The organism is Bradyrhizobium sp. ISRA436 (genome assembly GCF_029910015.1).
Taxonomy (GTDB): domain Bacteria; phylum Pseudomonadota; class Alphaproteobacteria; order Rhizobiales; family Xanthobacteraceae; genus Bradyrhizobium.
Genome location: NZ_CP094519.1, coordinates 6,961,489 through 6,980,148 on the forward strand (window position 1 = coordinate 6,961,489; position 18,660 = coordinate 6,980,148).

14 protein-coding genes are annotated in these 18,660 nt (G+C 63.4%); 6 read left to right on the forward strand and 8 right to left on the reverse strand.

Features of this window, described 5'->3' with window-relative positions; translation table 11 throughout:
- Window positions 1–71: 71 nt before the first annotated feature.
- Entirely contained in the window at window positions 72–4,220 is a 4,149-nt protein-coding gene (locus tag MTX23_RS32390) for a VCBS domain-containing protein (protein WP_280974140.1), read from the reverse strand.
- Window positions 4,221–4,824: 604 nt separating this feature from the next.
- Between MTX23_RS32390 and MTX23_RS32395 the strand changes: the two genes are divergently transcribed.
- Complete coding sequence (locus tag MTX23_RS32395; protein ID WP_280974141.1) at window positions 4,825–5,574, forward strand: transglutaminase-like cysteine peptidase; 750 nt, start codon at window positions 4,825–4,827, stop codon at window positions 5,572–5,574.
- Between the two features lie 105 nt (window positions 5,575–5,679).
- On the opposite strand, the gene MTX23_RS32400 is transcribed toward MTX23_RS32395, so the two are convergent.
- The 6 genes from MTX23_RS32400 to MTX23_RS32425 form a co-directional block, all read right to left on the reverse strand.
- Entirely contained in the window at window positions 5,680–6,879 is a 1,200-nt protein-coding gene (locus MTX23_RS32400; protein WP_280974142.1) for an ABC transporter substrate-binding protein, read from the reverse strand.
- A gap of 134 nt (window positions 6,880–7,013) precedes the next feature.
- Entirely contained in the window at window positions 7,014–8,852 is a 1,839-nt protein-coding gene (locus tag MTX23_RS32405) for an AMP-dependent synthetase/ligase (RefSeq protein WP_280974143.1), read from the reverse strand.
- Between the two features lie 108 nt (window positions 8,853–8,960).
- Window positions 8,961–9,740: an ABC transporter ATP-binding protein gene (locus tag MTX23_RS32410; RefSeq protein ID WP_280974144.1), complete on the reverse strand. Its 780-nt coding sequence runs from the start codon at window positions 9,738–9,740 to the stop codon at window positions 8,961–8,963.
- A 10-nt stretch (window positions 9,741–9,750) separates the two neighbouring features.
- Window positions 9,751–10,509 carry an ABC transporter ATP-binding protein gene (locus MTX23_RS32415; RefSeq protein WP_280974145.1) on the reverse strand — a complete coding sequence of 253 codons (759 nt, stop codon included), beginning with the start codon at window positions 10,507–10,509 and terminating at the stop codon, window positions 9,751–9,753.
- A complete protein-coding gene (locus MTX23_RS32420) occupies window positions 10,506–11,657 on the reverse strand; it encodes a branched-chain amino acid ABC transporter permease (RefSeq protein WP_280974146.1) in 1,152 nt (383 codons plus the stop codon). Before MTX23_RS32420 ends, MTX23_RS32415 begins: the two co-directional genes overlap by 4 nt.
- 10 nt (window positions 11,658–11,667) lie before the next feature.
- On the reverse strand, window positions 11,668–12,543 hold the full coding sequence (locus MTX23_RS32425) for a branched-chain amino acid ABC transporter permease (RefSeq protein WP_280974147.1): 876 nt from the start codon (window positions 12,541–12,543) through the stop codon (window positions 11,668–11,670).
- Between the two features lie 292 nt (window positions 12,544–12,835).
- Between MTX23_RS32425 and MTX23_RS32430 the strand changes: the two genes are divergently transcribed.
- Together MTX23_RS32430 and MTX23_RS32435 are read left to right on the forward strand one after the other, a co-directional pair.
- Entirely contained in the window at window positions 12,836–13,588 is a 753-nt protein-coding gene (locus tag MTX23_RS32430; RefSeq protein WP_280974148.1) for an ABC transporter ATP-binding protein, read from the forward strand.
- On the forward strand, window positions 13,585–15,105 hold the full coding sequence (locus tag MTX23_RS32435) for a permease (protein WP_280974149.1): 1,521 nt from the start codon (window positions 13,585–13,587) through the stop codon (window positions 15,103–15,105). The genes MTX23_RS32430 and MTX23_RS32435 overlap by 4 nt, the downstream gene beginning before the upstream one ends.
- Here the strand turns inward: MTX23_RS32435 and MTX23_RS32440 are convergent.
- The gene (locus MTX23_RS32440; protein WP_280974150.1) at window positions 15,086–15,256 is read right to left on the reverse strand and encodes a hypothetical protein; all 171 of its coding nucleotides are present in this window, start codon (window positions 15,254–15,256) and stop codon (window positions 15,086–15,088) included. The two genes, MTX23_RS32435 and MTX23_RS32440, sit on opposite strands and share 20 nt — an antisense overlap.
- A gap of 48 nt (window positions 15,257–15,304) precedes the next feature.
- Between MTX23_RS32440 and MTX23_RS32445 the strand changes: the two genes are divergently transcribed.
- The 3 genes from MTX23_RS32445 (at window position 15,305) to MTX23_RS32455 (ending at window position 18,576) form a co-directional block, all read left to right on the forward strand.
- Entirely contained in the window at window positions 15,305–16,120 is an 816-nt protein-coding gene (locus tag MTX23_RS32445; protein WP_280974151.1) for an MBL fold metallo-hydrolase, read from the forward strand.
- 462 nt (window positions 16,121–16,582) lie between these two features.
- Window positions 16,583–17,632: an amidohydrolase family protein gene (locus tag MTX23_RS32450; RefSeq protein ID WP_280974152.1), complete on the forward strand. Its 1,050-nt coding sequence runs from the start codon at window positions 16,583–16,585 to the stop codon at window positions 17,630–17,632.
- 11 nt (window positions 17,633–17,643) lie between these two features.
- Entirely contained in the window at window positions 17,644–18,576 is a 933-nt protein-coding gene (locus tag MTX23_RS32455; RefSeq protein ID WP_280974153.1) for a GNAT family N-acetyltransferase, read from the forward strand.
- Window positions 18,577–18,660: the final 84 nt, after the last annotated feature.

The window sequence follows — 18,660 nt, forward strand, 5'->3', positions numbered from 1 at the left end:
TTCCAATCGGGCACGACGCACACAAGGCGGGCAGCTTACGATCGACGCCGCCCCCAGGCGCCGCACGCCGGTCAGGCGATATGAAGGATGAAGTCGTTCTGCGACAGGCTCGCCTTGGTGACCCCGTGCAGCGTAATCGTGTCGGTGGCATCGACCGTGATCAGCGTATCGGCCGAATTCGTCGGCGAGACTGCAACGTGCTGGTTGAACCAGGTGATCGCGTCGGCGGTCGATACGACTGCGGACAGGTCGATATGGTCCTGGCCGGGCGTGAAATTCATGATCGTGTCGTGATTGAAATTCGGCGCGAACACGAACTGGTCCTGATGACCCGGCATGCCGAACAGCACATCCCTGGCGGTGGTACCCGTCAATGTCACCGGTTCGGTCGAATTCTGCTGGACGTCGAAGATCAGATTGACCGTATCGCTCGCGCCATGGCTGTCGGCCACGGAGATCGTGACCATGTCCGTCGGCGCTTCGCCACCCTCGTGATAGGTGAGGCCGGACGCCAGCGTCGCATTGATGTCGGTCAGATGCCCTGTATCGGACGGCGGAGTAACGGTGCTGCTGCCCCGGTTGGCCGTCGCGGCGGTCAGGGTGAAGGTCTCGTTGGCGCTGGCGCCCGCATCCGCGACGGTCAGGCCTGAAATCGTGTCCGTGCCATTGACGGCATCGTGCGTCACGGTGAGGTTGTCGACATTGAGCACCGGAACGGCACCGGTGCCGAGGATATCGATCGTCAGCGTGGCCGTACCCGTGGCGCCGTGAACATCGGAGGTCTCGATGCCGAACGTGTCGGTGTATGCGCCTGCGGGGAGCGCCTTGATTGCGGTCGCATCGGGAACATAGGTGTAGGTGCCGTTGGCGTTCACCGTCAGGGAGCCGTAAAGGCCCTTGATCGCCGTGTTCGTCGCCTGATGCGATGCATCGAGCGCACCATAGGTCAGCGTTGCGGTCTCTCCGTGATCGACATCGTACCCATGGAGCGTTCCTGCCATCGCGCCGAAGCTGCCGTCGGCGGCGGGAGCGAGGACCGTGCCAAGGTCGGCGAGCGTCGGCGCGTCGTTGGTGCCGGTGATGGTGATGGTGGCCGGCTGATCGACCACGCCGTGAGCGTCCTCGACCTGGATCGTGTAGGCGAGCGTCAGCGTCTCGCCGGCGGCGAGATTGTCGAAATTGCTGTCGGCTGCGGAGAACGTCCACGCGCTCGATCCGGTCACACCGTTGGTCGAATCCGCTAGCGTGCCCAGGGACAACCAGCTCATCACGACGCTCTGGTCGGGCAGGCCCGAAGTCGCCCCGGTCTCGGTCACGCCAGCGATGGACACTTTGTGCGTGTCGCTGAGATCGGGATCGGTAAAGGTGATCGTGCCTTTAGCAGTGTCCGGTGCGGACGAGCCGGTCGTGTCCGGCACCTCGGTGATGGCTACGGTCTGCGGGGCCGACGTGACGACAGGTGCGTCGTTGGTGCCGGTGACCGTGATCGTCACCGGCTGGGTGACCACCCCGCCGTGATGGTCGTCGATCTGGACCGTGTAAGTGAGCGTCAGCGTCTCGCCGGCGGCGAGATAGTCGAAATTCTTGTCGGCCGCGGAGAACGTCCAGGAACTCGATCCGGTCACACCGTTGGTCGAATCGCCCAGCGTGCCCAGCGACAACCAGTTCAGCACCGATTCCTGGTCGGCCAGGCCGGTGGTGACGCCGGACTTGGTCACGCCGGTGATGCTCACGGTGTGGGTATCGCTGAGGTCGACATCGGTGAAGGTCACCGCGCCCGAGGCCGTACCCGGATTCAACGAATCGGTCGTATCCGGCATCTCGGTGATCGCAGCCGTCTGCGGGGCGGATGTGACGACGGGCACGTCGTTGGTGCCGGTGACCGTAATCGTGACGGGCTGAGTGACGACTCCGCCGTGATGGTCATCGACCTGGATGCTGTAGACGAACATCAGCGTCTCGCCGACGGCCAGATAGTCGAAATTCTTGTCGGCAGCCGAGAACGTCCACGAGCGCGATCCCGTCACGCCATTGGTCGAATCGGTGAGTGCTCCCAGCGACAGCCAACTCAGCACGGTCGCCCGGTCGGCAAGACCGGTGGTGACACCGGACTCGGTCACATCAGCGACAGTCACGCTATGGCTGTCGCTGAGATCAACGTCGGCGAAGGTCACCGTGCCGGACGCGGTGTCGGGCTTCAGCGAGCCGGTTACCCCCGGGGCTTCAGCGATCGCAGCGGCCTGCGTCGGCGACGTGATCACCGGCTTGTCGTCAGTGCCGACGATCGTGATCGTGACGGGCAGCGTGACCACACCGCCATTGTGGTCGTCGATCTGAACCGTGTAGGTGAGCGTGAGCGTCTCGCCGGCGGCGAGGTAGTCGAAATCCTTGTCGGCGGCCGAGAACGTCCAGGAGCGCGATCCCGTCACGCCATCGGTCGAATCGGTGAGCGCCCCGAGCGACAACCAGCTCAGCACGGTCGCCTGGTCGGCGAGGCCGGTGGTAACGCCTGACTCGGTGACGCCAGTGATGGTGACAGTATGGGTGTCGGTTAGGTCCGGATCGGTGAAGGTGACCGTCCCACGCGCCGTATCCGGCACGGCGGAATGCGTCGTCCACGGCAACTCGGTGATCGTGGCCGCCTGCGCCAACGACGTCACGATCGGCGCATCGTTGGTGCCGGTGATCGTGATGGTGAAGGTCTTGAACGCGGTCTCGTTGAGAAGCGCGTAATTGTTGTCGACGCGCGCCGTGTAGGTCAGCGTCAGCGTCTCGCCGGCCCCCAGGAAATCGAAGGCGCTATCCGGCAGGCTGTAAGTCCAGGTCGCGGAACCGATGTTGGTGTTGCGAGGGTTTTGCTCAACGAGCAGCGGGATCTCGACCGCCTTGATGGCCGCGAGCTGCTGGGCCGTCAGCGAAGCGGTGAGGTCGTTGTGCTGGGCGTCCTGGTAGGTGAACGACGTAAAGCTCGCCGTTGCACTCGGTATATCGCCGAGGTTGACGTCAACCCATCTGATCACGCTCGAAACCGTGTCAGGGGACGCGCTTTGGGTCAGCCCGGGCTGCTCGGTAAACGCGGCATTGAACGTCACGGTCTCGGGCGCCCCGGCGACGTGGTCGTGGCCCTTGGTCGCGACATTCTGCGCCGGGCCGTTGACAAAGGTCAGCAGGAAGATCGTTGGCGCGACGATATCGCCACCAACGAGCTTGAAGCCTGTCGTGGTCGGGACGATCGAGTCGGTGAAGTTCGATGTGAGCTTGGTGTTGGGGTTGGTATTGTCGGTGAACTTCAGCGCGAAGACGTCGGAGATGAGCTTCTGCGCATCGGTCGACAGTTGCGCCGACGACAGGAAGCTGACGCTGCCCGCGCCATTGACGATGGTTTGCGTACCGGCCCGATCGACGGTCGCGATCGGATTGAGCGTGGTCTTGTCGAACAGGATGTAGGAGCCGGTGGTGCCGTCCGGCTCGACCAGCACCTGGAATTTGGCCGGCGGCACGCCGCCTGTTCCCTGCACGTCGAAGTCGATTTCGACCAGCACCGCCGTGCCGCGAATGCCCATGGTCGCGACCGGCGTATCGACCTTCATGTCGCCATGCTTGGCGGTCGCGCCGGCGACGAACGAGATCGTGCCCTGGACCAGGCTCAGCAGCGATGAATTGTTCGACCCGTTCGGGTCGTAGATCATTTCGTTCAGCACCATTTTCGCGTTCGGCCCGAGACCGAACACGGTGCCGTCGATGAAGGTGATGCCAAGCGTCGAACCGGCGCCGGACTGGACCACGTCGCCCTTATAGACATTGTCGCCCTGGTTCAGCACAACCGCGACGCCGTTGCGAACAACGGTAGCGCTGCCGACAAGCTTGCTGACGTGACCAATGACTTTCGGCGGCTCGACAGCGCCGCCGGCCTGGGCAAATTGCGTGTAACCGGTGAGCGCGTTGACGATGTCGCCGGTCAGATGCGCGCCGTCGGGCGAGGCCAGGGGCGCGCGTTTTTCACCCCTGAAGTAGTCGTGCAGGACCAGCTCGCGATCATCCTTCGACAGGACCAGATCGAGGCCGGAACGTTTGAAATCGCCGGTGAAGAGCAGTTGGGCGTCGTCAACGATGATCGCGCCGGGCAGCGCATTTCCCGAAACGCTGTCGACATGGACCTGCCCACGGGCGTGAGCGTCCAGGCTCGGCAAGAAGCCGTCAAATTTATCGACAAAGTTCACCGCGGATCACCGCACGTAAGGGGGAAATATTTATGGAATATGCAAACGACTATGCTTGCATATCATCTGATGGAACCCGGCGAAACCGGCCTGTGCTTACGCAAAGGCCATCCCGTCGCGCGTTTCGAACAGGTTGACCGCGGCTCTTACTGCCGAGTCTCGTCTGGTTTGAGCTTGATTCCGGGTAATCTGAGGTAAGTTTTGAGCTGTGTAGGTATTGGTCCACGTATTCGTGGTATTGACTACCATTTTTCTACTTTCCTCTATTTTCCCTCAAATTCCCGACCGGATTTGAGTCCAAGTTCCCGGCTAAGGCTGTGAATTGGCTTACAAATCGCACAATTCCGTACAGCCCTGGCGGATTAAACCAGAAAGCAAGGATAAGGCGCCGGCAGACGGTGAAAGGTTCGCCGGACGCGTTCACAAAACCGATAAAGTTTTCGGGACGCTGACGAGGCGCCCTTCAGCGTCTTTTGCGCATCCGGGCCCGATTCGACGGGCCTTTAAGCAGATTCAAAACATCGTGTCCCACCCTGACGTATGAAACGATCCGGTCACGCCAGGGTGTACAATCACCCCACCGATGCCCGGACGGGGGTGTCCCATGACGGACTCGCTTCAGTCGCGCGCACTGCGCGGCGTCATGCTTGTCTGCAGCCTGGTCTGGCTCACGCCGGCTGCCGAGCTGAACGCCGCGTCGCTGTTGACGCCCGGTCCGGCGGAGCTGATCAGGAAATCAACCGAGCCGTTCGGGTTTCCGACCGCCCTGCTCGCCGATGGCGGGCTGCACAGCAAATGGCTCGGGGTGCAGCGCCAGCTTGCCGATGAACTTGTTCAGCTTGCGCACTGCGACGGCGATCGCGAGGGCTGCGGGTCGCCGGAGGCGCTGCGTTTCCTGGCGATCATCGATGCCGGACGGGCGCGTGACGGCCGTGCCCGGCTTGGCACGATCAACCGCGCCGTCAATCTTGCGATCCGCCCGGGCAGCGATCTTGCGCTGTACGGCGAGATCGACGTCTGGACCTCGCCGCTCGCCACCTTCGCCAAGGGCGCCGGCGACTGCGAGGACTATGCCATCGCGAAATTCGTGGCGCTGCGAGAGGCCGGCGTCGCCCCTGATGATTTGCGGATCGTCATCATGCATGACCTGCTCGGCGGCGAGGACCATGCCGTCGTCGCGGCGCGGCTCGACGGCCGCTGGCTCACGCTCGACAACCGCCGGATGGCGATGATCGAGGATTCCGACGTCAGGAATTTCCGGCCCACCTTCGTGATCGACCAGCACGGCGTCAGCAAGTATATCGACGCGCCGCCCGTCGTTGAAGCCGCGGTGCGGCCGGCACACGTGAACTGATCAGGTCGCTCACGCACGCGAAAGCGGAAGCAATCCAGTTCTCCTGCTTGGGAGATGGATTGCTTCGCTCGCGATCACGGTATGGTTTGAGTCCTGAGCGACGGCTCAGAACATCAGATTGTCCTTCACCAGGACCCAGCGACCGTTCTTCACCTGCTGCACCTGGGTGATGGTGTTGGCGAGGTGATCGGTCTTGGAGAACTTGGTCGGCGGCGAGTTGAAGATGTCGAGGAACTTGTCACCTGACTCAAGCGAATCGAGCATCTTCTGGCCGGTCAGGTCCTTGCCCGCCTTCTGCGCGTAGAACGCGAAGGTCATCACCGCGTTGTAGCCGATGATCGCCTGCGTGTTGGCCTCGGTGCCGAACATCTTCTTGTAGTTGACGAGCCAATCCTTCACCTTGCCCTTGGCGGTGTCTTCATAGGGGATTTCGAAGCCTGAGGCCGCATAGAGCCCTTCCACCGCCTCCTTGCCGAGCGTCGGCACTTCGAGCACGTTGGTGGGCGTGGCGCCGAGGAAGGTCACATCCCAGCCGAGCTTCCTGGCCTCGCTCATCGCGCCGATGGTCTCGCGGATCACGGTGCCGAGCACGACGAGATCGCAGCCGTCGGACTTCATCTTGGCGACCTGCGCCGAGAAGTCGGAGGCGCCGCGCTTGTAGCTCGTGATCGAGGCCGGCTGCACCTTCATCGCTGCGAGCTGCTGGTTGAAGCCGTCGAGCACGTTTTTGCCGTACTCGTCGTCCTGATGCATGATGCAGGGCTTCTTGAAGTTCTTCCACTCCATCATGTATTTGAGCGCGGCGCGCGTGCTCTCCACATAGGGCAGCAAATTGTTGAACTTGAGCCGCTCCTGCGGCTTGTTCGGATCAAACTTGAAGGTGAACTCAGCCGCGGTGAGCGGGAACAGTTGCAGCACGCCGGCGTCGAACAGGATATCCTGTGCGGCGAGCACGGTCGGCGAACCCATCGCGCCGATCATGGCGAAGATCTTGTCGCGTTCGACCATTTTCTGCGAGGCCAGCACGGCCTTCTTCGGATCATAGCCGTTGTCTTCCAGGATCATCTTGAGCTTGCGGCCGTTGATGCCGCCGCTCGCATTGATCTCCTCCACCGCCATCTTCATGCCGTTGGACACCGGAACGCCCCAAACCTTGATCGGGCCCGAGAGGTCCTGATGCGTCCCGATCACGATCTCGGTCGGCGAGATGCCCTCGTTGGTGACCTTGGTTTGGGCCGCCGCCGGCAGACAGGTCAGCGCCAGGGCGCTCACCGCAAGGCCCAGCGCTTTCAGCGATTTCGACATTGCAGTCTCCTCCTTCGATGGCCCGTGTTGAGCGAAGGGCTGGGCCTTACTCACGCCTTCGCCATTTGCCTGGTCGCGCCTTGTTTGAGCATGATCTTTTCGGAAAACCGCCTCACACTTTTCTGGATCATGCTCTAAGCCACCGCGCGCTCGCCATACATCGCATCGATCTCGGCCGCGTAGCGCTTGTTTACGAAACTTCGCTTCAGCTTCATGGTCGGCGTCAGCTCCTCGTCTTCCGGCGTGAGCTGGCGTTCGATCAGGTAGAACTTCTTGATGGTCTCGACGCGCGCGAAACTGGCGTTCACCGTCTCCACCTCGCGCTGGATCAGATCCTGGATTTCGCGCGCGCGGCACAGGCTCGCGTAGTTGGTGAAGGGGATATCGTGATCCTGGGCGTATTTCTCGACATTCTCCTGGTCGATCATGATCAGGCAGGTCAGATAGGGCCGCTTGTCGCCGATCACGACCGCGTCCGAGACGTAAGGCGAGAATTTGAGCTGGTTCTCGATCTCCGACGGCGTGATGTTCTTGCCGCCCGAGGTGATGATGATGTCCTTCATCCGGTCGGTGATCTTCACATAGCCTTCATTGTCGATCGAGCCGACGTCGCCGGTGTGCAGCCAGCCCTTGGCGTCGATCGTCTCCGCGGTCTTTTCCGGCTGGTTGAGATAGCCCGTGAACAGAAAGTCGCCCCTGATCAGGATCTCTCCCTTCGGGCAGATCATCACCTCGCCCCATGGCGCCGCCTTGCCGACCGAGCCGAGCTTGATACGGTCCGCCGGCATCATGGTGGCGACGCCGCAATTCTCGGTCTGGCCGTAGACCTCGCGCATGTCGATGCCGAGCGCGAGATACCAGCGGATCAGGTCCGGGGAGATCGGCGCCGCGCCGGTGAAGGCGATCCGGCAGCGGTCGAGCCCGAGCATGCGGCGGATGTTGCGGAACACCAGCCAGTAGGCTGCGCGGCTCAAGAGCCTGAGCGACAATGGCGGCGTCGCGCCCTTAAGGCGGCACTCGGCCATGCGATTGCCGATCGCAAGCGCGCGGGCATACATCCAGTTCTGGAACGGGGTCGCATCCTTCAGCGCGATGGTGATACCCGAATAGAACTTCTCCCAGATCCGGGGCACCGCCAGGAACGCGGTCGGCTGCACCTCGCGCAGATTGTCGGGCACCGTCTCCGGACTCTCGGCAAAGTTCATGACGGAGCCGAGTGCAACCGAGATGTAGTAGCCGCCGACCCGCTCGGCGACATGGCAGAGTGGCAGGAACACCAGCCGCTCCTCGCTGTCTGTGGATGGAAACAGGTCGTTGGCGTGGCGCATCTGGTGCGTCACGCTGCGGTTGGAATGCATCGCGCCCTTGGGCGGGCCGGTCGTGCCCGAGGTGTAGACGAGGATCGCGAGATCGGAGGCGGTGCGGCTGCCGGTCATTTCCTCCCACAAGGCGTCGTTGCCCTGCGAATGGTTGCGGCCGAGCGCCATGAATTCGGCGAGCGACAGCACCATCGGATCGGAGAAGCCGCTTAATCCCTCCATGTCGAAGACGACAATCTTCTCCAGCGTCGGACAGCGCGCGCGGCAGGCCAGCACCTTGTCGAGTTGCTCCTCATCCTCGACGAACACAATTCTCGTACGGGAATCGTTGATCAGATACTCGACCTGCGTCGGCGAGTCGGTCGGGTAGATGCCGGACGAGACACCGCCGGCGCAGAGGATACCCATGTCGGCATAAACCCATTCCGGCACCGCGTTGGCGATGATCGAGGCGACGTCGCCGGGGCGGAAGCCTGTCGCATGCAGGCCGTAGGCGATGTCCTTGGAGATCTGCAGCCATTCGCGCCAGCTGGTCGGCTGCCAGATGCCGAACTTCTTCTCGCGGATCGCAGGCCTGTCGCCACGCGTCTCCACCGCGAGCAGAAAACTCTTCGCGATCGTGTCGGCGACCGTCAGCACCGCCGGTCCGGCCATGCGCGTTCCCTCCTCTGCCGCCTGCCCCGCGCGCCGGATCATCGCCGGTCTTGTTCGCGAAACGAGCCTGAAATCTAGCTCCAAGTACCGCTCAACGCCAAGTCTTGCTCAACGCCACGTCTTCTTCTTTTTCCAGCGCCGCTCGCCCCGCGCGCCGGCCTCCTTGGCGCCGAGATAGAACTCCTGGATGTCGGGTGAATTCATCAGCCGCTCGCAGCTGTCGTTCATGACGGCGCGGCCGATCTCCAGCACATAGCCGTAATGCGCCGTCTCCAGCGCGATCTTGGCATTCTGCTCGACCAGCAGGATCGACATGCCCTGCTCCTCGTTCACGCGGCGGATGATGGTGAAGATCTCCTTCACCAGGATCGGCGACAAGCCCAACGACGGCTCGTCGAGCAGCAGCAGCGTCGGGCGGTTCATCAGCGCGCGTCCGATCGCGAGCATCTGCTGCTCGCCGCCGGAAAGCTGCCCTGCCGGCTGGTCAAGCCGCTCCTTCAGCCGCGGAAAATAGCCGTAGACGCGATCGAGGTCATCAGCCACGCCGTCGCGATCGTGGCGCGGATAGGCGCCCATCATGAGGTTCTCGCGCACCGACAGGAACGGAAACACCTCCCGTCCCTCGGGCACATGGCTCAAGCCGAGCCGCACGATCTTGTCGGCTTCCATGCGCTGGATCGGCTTGCCCAAGAACTCGATCGTGCCCTTCTGCGGATCGAGGATACCGGAGATGGTCTTCAGGACCGTGGTCTTGCCGGCGCCATTGGCGCCGAGCAACGTCACGATCCGGCCGCGCGGCACCTCGAGGCTGATGCCGCGGATCGCCATGATCGGTCCGTAATAGCTTTCGATGTTGCTGAGCTTCAGGATGATGTCGGGCGTGCTCATGGCATCATCCTCATGCACCGAGATAGGCCGCGACGACGTCGGGATGATGCTGCACCTCCGATGGTGACCCCATCGCCAGCACGCGGCCGTAGTTCAGCGCGATCACGCGGTCGGAGACGCGGTTGACCAGCGTCATGTCGTGCTCGACCATCAGCACGGTGATGCCGAGCTCACTCTTCATGTCGCGGATCCAGAACGACATGTCGTCGGTCTCCTCGACATTGAGACCCGATGACGGCTCGTCGAGCAGGATCAGCTTCGGCTCGGAGCACAGCGCTCGCGCCAGCTCGATCACCTTGCGCACGCCATAGGGCAGGCCCGAGATCAGCTTGTCGCGGTAGGGCTCCAGATCGAGGAATTCGATGACCTGTTCGACCCGGTGGCGATGCATCTTCTCGTTGGCGCGCACGCTCGGCAGGAACAACAGCTCCTGCCAGAGCCGGGTGGTTGAATGGCGATGGCGACCGACCAGGAGATTGCTCAGCACAGTCGCGTTTTCGAACAGCTCGATGTTCTGGAAGGTCCGCGCGATGCCGAGCCCGGCGATATCGTAGGCCGGCTGCTGCGTGATGTCCTGATCCTCGAAGAAGATCCTGCCCGAGGTCGGCGGATAGATCCGCGAGATCAGGTTGAAGATCGAGCTTTTCCCGGCTCCGTTTGGCCCGATGATCGAGAGGATCTCGCCTCTCTCAACTGCGAAGCTGACGGCGTCGACAGCTTTCAGGCCGCCAAAATGCAGGGACAGGTTCTCGGCGCGGAAATAGCTCATCGGTTCCGCTCCGATTTCACGTAGATCTTCTGCCGCTTGAACGTCGCACGCTTGTAGAGCGGGAAGAGCTGGAAGAACAATTTGATCTTCAGCCAGCGGCCGTAGAGCCCGAGCGGCTCGAACAGCACGAACACCACGATGATGATGCCGTAAATCGCACCCTTCAGCCCGTTGGCGGAAGCAATGGCGGAGACGGCATCCTGGATATGGCCTGCGCGCTCCGGTCCTGCGCCCAGCGTCGCCGCAGCGCCGGCGATCACACCGGGCATGTCGTCCTTTAGATAGGTCAGGAACGGATCGATCATGACGAGGAAGATCGCGCCCAGCACCGCGCCGTGCAGGCTGAAGATGCCGCCGATCAGGATCACGATGATGAACTCGATCGAGAGCTGCAGCGTGAACATCTCCGGCGAGATGAAGGAGAGCTTGTGCGCGAACAGCACGCCGGCAAAGCCGGTGATGGCGGCCGAGATCGCGAACGACTTCACCTTGTAGAGCGAGACGTTGATGCCCATGCTGCGCGCGGCCGTCTCGCTGTCGCGGATCGCGACGAAGGCGCGCCCGGTCGGGGAACGCAACAGGTTGAGCGTGCCGACGATGGTCAGCACCAGCACCGCAAGACAGAGATAATAGAAGGTCGGGCCGTCGCGCGACACCGTGGTGCCGAGCAACTGGATGGTCTTGACCCGCATGCCCTCATTGCCATTGGTCACGCTTTCCCAGCGCGCCATAATCTCCTCGACGATGAAGGCAAAGGAGATCGTCGCGATCACGAGGTAGATGCCCTGCAGCCGCAGTGCCGGAAACCCGACCAGCGCGCCGACCACGCCGGTCAACAGCCCCGCCGCGAGGAAGTAGACGGGGAACGGCACGTTGAATTGCTGCAGATAGGCCGCGGTGTAGGCGCCGATGGCGAGGAAGGCGGCGTGGCCGAGCGAGGCCTGCCCGGTGAAGCCGGTCAGGATCATGAGCCCGACGCCGACGGTCGCATAGATGCAGACGAAGACGAGCTGACTCATCAGATAACTGGAGAGGACGTAAGGCGCGATCAGCAGCGCGGCCAGCAACAGGCCGTAGGAATAGACATAACCCGAATGCGGAAGCAGTCTGATGTCGTCGTCGTAATCGGTCTTGAAGAGAAAGCGCATGCGTAGCTCCTCAGACCTTCTTGCGGGCGTGGACGCCGAACAAGCCCTCCGGCTTGAGCAGCAGCACTGCCAGCAGCACGATGTAGGGCGCGACGTCCTTCCACCCCTGCGGCAGGTAGAAGCCGGCCATGCTCTCGATCACGCCGATCAGGACGCCGCCGACCACGGCGCCGGGGATCGAACCGAAGCCGCCGAGCACCGCGGCCGGAAACGCCTTCAACCCCAGCACCAGACCGACATTGGAATGGATGAAGGTGATCGGCGCCAGCAGCACGCCAGCGCAGGTCGCGACCGCCGCCGAGATCGCCCAGACGATCGACACCACGCGCTTGACCGGAATGCCCATATAATAGGCAGCCAGCATGTTCTCGGAACTCGCGCGCATCGCGGTGCCGAGCGTGGTGCGGTTGAAGAACAGATAGAGCAGCGCGCACAGGATGACGGTCGCCGCGATCACCGAGAGCTTGTCATAGGCGAGCACCAGGCTGCCGATCCGCAACACGCCCTGGCTGAACGGCGTGTCGATCTTGAAGTCGTCGGTGCCCCAGATCATGCCGGCGACCGAGCGCAGGAAATAGCCGAGCCCGATCGTCGCCATGATGATGGAGAATTGCGGGTAGCCGAGGATCGGCCGCACCACCAGCCGCTCGGCCAGCATGCCGAACAGCGCCATGCAGATCACCGCGCCGGCAAAGCCGACCCAGTAGTTCAGCCCGAGCATGCCGATGAAGGTGAAGGCGAAGAAGCCGCCCAGCATCATCAAATCGCCTTGCGCGAAATTGACGACCTCGGTTGCCTTGTAGACCAGCACGAAGCCAAGCGCGATCAGGCCGTAAACGCAGCCAAGCGCGATGCCGCTGACGAGCTGCTGAACAAAGTCCAGCATCGTTCCCTCCCCGATGCACTGGCGATTCGTGACGATCGCCTTTGTGCATCCCGCCTTCGCGCCCTGTGTCGGGAGCGCTGAAAGCCGCCTATGTCCCACCCAATTGAGCCAAAAGCCCCGATCCCTGTCAACAAAGCCCGGATCGTCGGGTATTATCACAATTGCCGAGATATGCCGCGGCGCGGAGTTTTGTTCATAACGCGTTCGATTTGCCTGAGACGATTCACCGCGCCGAAACAGTTTTTGCCCAAGGTGCGCAACCGAAGAGCGAACTCCGGGATCGCCACACATCATGACCGCAGGACTATCCGCACTCGAGGTGCGAGGGTTAAGGAAGCGTTTTGACCGCCCGGCGGTCGATGCGCTCGATCTCACCGTGCGTGTCGGCGAGTTCTACGCGCTGCTCGGGCCGAACGGCGCCGGCAAGACCACGACCCTGCGCATGGTCGCGGGCCTGCTGCGGCCCGACTCCGGCTCGGTGTCGGTGCTCGGCATCGATGCGCTCTCAGATCCGGTCGCCGCCAAGCAGGTGATGGCCTGGGTGTCGGACGAGCCGATGATCTACGACAAGCTGACCCCGCTGGAGTACCTCGAATTCGTCGCCGGCCTGTGGGGCGTCGATCCCAGGCAGTCCGAGACGTCGGCGCGCGATCTCCTGGTGTCGCTCGGGCTCGAGCCGCATCTGCACGAACGCTGCGAGGGATTCTCCAAGGGCATGCGCCAGAAGGTAGCGCTCGCCGGCGCGCTGGTGCACGATCCCCGCCTGATCATTCTCGACGAGCCGCTCACCGGCCTCGATGCGCTGTCGGCGCGCCATGTGAAGGGCCTGCTGCAGGAGCGCGTGCGCACCGGCTGCACCGTGATCATGACGACCCACATTCTCGAGGTCGCCGAGCGCATGGCCGACCGGATCGGCGTGATCGCAGCCGGCAAATTGATCGCCGAAGGCACGCTCGCGGAATTGCGCCAGCAGAACGGACGCAACGACACCAGCCTGGAAGACATGTTCATCGCGCTGGTCGATACCGAAGCGGCGGCCGCGTGAGCTCGGCCGCTCACCTTTCCTGGTTCGTGCGCCACGAATTCCGCCTCGCCTGGCGCGAATGGCTGGCGATGATGACCGGCGGCCGGCGCCGGCGTAACCGCGCGGTGATCGGGCTCCTGATCGTCGCCGCGATCCTGCACCTGCCGGCCTATGCGGTGGTCGGCCGCTTTGCCGACCTGCAGTTTCCGCTCGATCCCTCGTCGCTGATCGTGCTGACCGCGACGATCTTCCTGTCCTGGGCGCTGATGCTGTCGCAGGCGATCGAATCGGTGACGCGCGTGTTCTATGCCCGCGCCGACCTCGACCTGATCATGTCGTCGCCGGCGAAGCTCACCAATATCTTCTCCGTCCGTATCGCTGCGATCGGGATGTCGGTGACCGGCATGGCGCTGCTGCTGTCGGCGCCGTTCGTGGACGTGCTGGTCATCCTCGGCGGCGCGCATTGGCTTGCGGGCTTCGGCGTCGTCGTCGCAATCGGCCTGACGGCGGCGGCGGCCGCGATCGCCATCGCGGTGCTGCTGTTCCGCCTGATCGGGCCGAGCCGGACGCGACTGATGGCGCAGATCGTGTCCGCCATCATCGGTGCGGGCTTCGTGATCGCGCTGCAGATCGTGGCGATCCTGTCCTACGGCACGCTGTCGCGCTTTGCCGTGCTGACCTCGGACACCGCGGCGCGCATTGCCCCCGGCCTGAACAGCCTCGTCTGGTGGCCGGCACGCGCTGCGCTAGGCGACCTTGAAGTGATGATGCTGCTGGTCGCCGGCGCGCTAATCATGCTCGGCGTCGTCATGGCAGTGTTCGCGCCGCGGTTTGCCGATACCGTCACCAGCGTGGCGGCCAATCCCGCGGCGGCCACGCGCAGGCGCGATCGGTCATTCCGGGTCGGCTCGCGGCAGCAGGCGCTGCGCCGGAAGGAATTCCTGCTGCTGCGCCGCGACCCGTGGCTCCTCTCGCAGAGCCTGATGCAGATGCTCTACCTGGTGCCGCCGGCGCTGATGCTGTGGCGGAGCTTCTCCGATTCATCGACTGCGATCGTTCTGATAACGCCGGTCGTGGTGATGGCCGCGGGCCAGCTCGCCGGCGGGTTGGCCTGGCTGACGATCTCAGGCGAGGACGCCGCCGATCTGGTGGCGACGGCGCCGCTGCCGCCGTCGCGCGTGGTCCGCGCCAAGATCGAAGTGGTGCTGATCGCGATCGCCAGTATCTTCGCGCCGCTGGTCGGAGCTCTTGCATTTGTTTCGCCACGGCAGGCCGCGGTGACCACTATTGCGGTCATTGTGGCCACCGGATCAGCCGCAGCGGTCCAGCTCTGGTTCCGCGCGCAAGCCAAGCGCAGCCAGTTCCGCCGGCGCCAGACCTCCTCGCGCGTCGCGACCTTCGCGGAAGCGTTCTGCTCGATCGGCTGGGCCGCGACCGCGGCGCTGGCGTTGACGATTCCGGCGGCCGCGATCGTCAGCGGAGTTCTGACGCTGATGACGCTCGCCATCGCCTGGAAGATCAGCCCGAAACGCGCGTGACGCGCGCTATCCAGCTCTCGTCGATCACAGCGGGCTCCAGAAGCTTGACGGCATCAACGGCATGGTAGCTTCCGGCCGGATTAATCGCAGGAATCGTGTTGCAGCGCGCGCCAAGGAGCGATGCGCCGTCATCATCATGACGGAAGATCAATTCGGCGATACTGTTGTGCCTGGGACGTCGTCACAGACGGAACACGCCATGCTGAGACTGCTCGCGGTGCTCATGCTGTTCGGAGCCTTCGTCGCTCGCGCCGAAGCCCAGGAGGCCCAGCGCAGCGAATGCCTGGCGATGGCGAATGCGCCGCCGCGGGCGACGCCGGTCAGCCTCCGGCGCACGGCGGCAAAGGCCGACGAGGTCGCGATCACCTATGCCGGCCATTCCACCTATTACATCGACACGCCCGGCGGCATTCGCATCGCGACCGACTATAGCGGCGCCTATCAGACCGGACGGTTGCCCGACATCGTCACCATGAACCGGGCGCATTCGACACATTACACGCTGTTCCCCGACCCCCGGATTCCCCACGTGCTGCATGGCTGGGGCGAGAACGGCCAGGCCGCGCACTACGCGGAACGGATCGGCGACGTCTACATCCGCAACGTCACCACCGACATCCGCCGCTACTGGGGCGAAGGTCCCGGCGGCGAGATGATCAAGGACGGCAACTCGATCTTCATCTTCGAGGTTGCAGGCCTCTGCATTGGCCATCTCGGCCACCTCCACGTCAAGCTCGACGACAGCCAGTTTGCCGCGATCGGCCGGCTCGACATCGTGATGGTGCCGATCGACGGCACGTATACGATGTCGCTCGACGGCATCTCCGAGATCACTAGGCGGCTGCGCGCCTCCGTGGTGTTGCCGATGCACCGCTTCGCGACCCCGCTCGACGAATTCATGCACTTGATCGGCAAGCAGTTCGAGATCGACCGGCGCGGCGGCGAGCGCACTTTGAGGATTTCGCGAGATACGCTGCCGGCCACGCCGACCGTGATCATCCTCGACGGGGTCTGAAGCAGACTGTCCCTGACACGATTTCGTGCGCCACCATTTTCGCGCTTGACCTGGAGTGTGCTCTAGCATGCTCGCTCGGGACTACCCGGCGCAGGCCGGCGACCAGGGCCGGAGCGGCCTTGGGCTCGGCCTCGCGGCAAGACCGCTCTCGGCAACGGCCGCCGGCCACGTCACCCCCGCGCGCCGGCACCGCCGCTGCACTCATCAATGTCGCCCGCATCAGCGGCGCCACCATCGGGGTCGCGGTGCTGGGCGCGTGCTATGCCGCGGCCGGCGGCGATGCGCGGTCTGTTGTTGTCGATAGTTGCAGGCAGTCTCGTTCACTTCATGGGCGTGGCATGGATGGTGATGCGCGAGAGAATGCAGCCCGCACTCGTTTGACCTGCTCGCTCGCCTCGTTATCCTTCCCAAAGCCGACATCGTATCGGCGGCCGACAAGAGCAAGAACGGGGAGCATCATCCATGGCCAGCACTCTGCCCGCCTCCGCGAGCGGGCTCTATGCCAATCCACGCGAAGAGTGGCTCGCACAATATACCGAGGAGATCATCGATCCGGGCCGGCCGATTGTCGATCCGCATCACCATCTCTGGGATCGCGGCGGATTGCGCTATCTGATCGAGGAGATGTGTGACGACATCGCCTCCGGCCACAACATCGTCGCAACCGTCTATGTCGATTGCCGCTCGATGTACCGCGCCGATGGCCCGGAAACGTTCCGTCCCGTCGGGGAGGTCGAGTTCGCAAACGGCGTTGCCGCGATGTCGGCAAGCGGCGGCTACGGCAAAGCCGCGATCTGCGCCGGGATCGTTAGCCACGTTAACCTTTTGATCGGCGACCAGGCCAAGGCCGTGCTGGAGGCGGAAATCGCCGCCGGCAATGGCCGGTTTCGCGGCATCCGCCACTCCTCGGCCTGGGACGAGGACCCCAACGTCGCCCACATGTACGCGAACCGCCCGAAGGGCCTGTTGCTGGATACCACCTTCCGGAGGGGCTTTGCCTGCCTGGCGCCGCTCGGCCTCAGCTTCGATGCCTGGCTGTTCCATCCGCAGATCGGCGAGCTAGCCGACCTCGCCCGCGCCTTTCCCGACACCCGGATCGTGCTCGACCATTGCGGCGGCCCGGTCGGTATCGGCCGCTTCGCCGGCAAGCGCAGCGAGACCTTCCCGGTCTGGAAGGCGTCGATCCAGGAGCTCGCCAAGTGTCCAAACGTCGTCGTCAAGCTCGGCGGGCTGGCGATGTGCCTGCTCGGCTACGACTTCCACCTCCGTCCGAAGCCGCCATCATCGAAGGAACTTGCGGCCGCTTGGCGGCCTTACATAGAAGCCTGCATTGAGGCCTTTGGTCCAAGCCGTTGCATGTTCGAAAGCAACTTCCCACCTGATAAGGGTCAATGCAGCTATCAGGTGATCTTCAACGCGTTCAAACGACTGGCTTCACAATATAGCGAAGTCGAGAAGACCGCGTTGTTCTCGAAGACGGCAAGGGATGTCTATCGCCTCGAGATCGGGTAAACTCATGACTCATGGATGACGGCATCACCATCCGGCCGCTCCGAGAAGCTGATGCGGAAGCGGTGGTAGCACTCTACAGCAAGGCCGCGGCGGTGGAACCGCGGCTGGGCCCGGTCACGCTGCCGCAATGGGACCAATTCCTCAAGCTGCCGCAGAATCGCGGCGGACGCGACTTTCGTATAGCCGAGCGGAACGGCCAGCTCATCGGCCTCGCCGAATCCTCCCTGCGCGATCAGGGCGCGCAGCATTCCCGGTTCCTCAAGATCGTCGTGGCGCCTGAAATGCGGCGCCGCCGGATCGGTTTCGCCCTGTTCAACGACGTGCTCGCGATCGATGCTGGCGCGGATCTCACGGTGCAGACGCTGGTGAGCCGCGATTGGCCGGCGGGAATGGCGTTCGTGTCCGCGTTCGATTTCGTTCATGTCGGGTCCGAGATCGGGATGAAGTGCGTGGAACCGCTGCAGCCGGCCCGCACGCTTGCAGCCGCGCGCGCCGCCATCGAACGAGCCGGCGACGTGACAGCCTGCGCCGCCGAAGTCGCGCGCATCCACAATGCCGCCTACGCCTCGGACGCCGCGTTCCGCCTGTACTCGCCGGAGGAGATGGCGCAGGTGCTGACCGAGAGCGAAGTCTGGGTGGCATCTGAAGACGGACAGATGTCGGGTTTTTGCCTGACCGAATCTGAACAGAACTCGATGTGGATCGAGTCGGTGGCCGTCGACCCGGCGCGCCAGGGCCGCGGGCTCGGCCAGGTCCTGGTCTATCATGTGCTGACCGCTCACGAGGTCTCGGTCGAGCATCCCTGCTGGCTGAATGTCTCGAGCCAGAATGCCGCGGCGCTAAAGATCTATCGCCGCCTCGGCTTCCGGCCGCAGTACGAAACCTGCCGCTTCAGCGCCACGAGAGGCGAGCTGATCGCCTCACGCGACCGCCGGTTCCACTAAAGCGCGATGAGATTGGGTTGAATCGTCATCGCGCTTTAGCCTCCTGTTTGAGCATGATCTTTTCGGAAAACCGCTTCACACTTT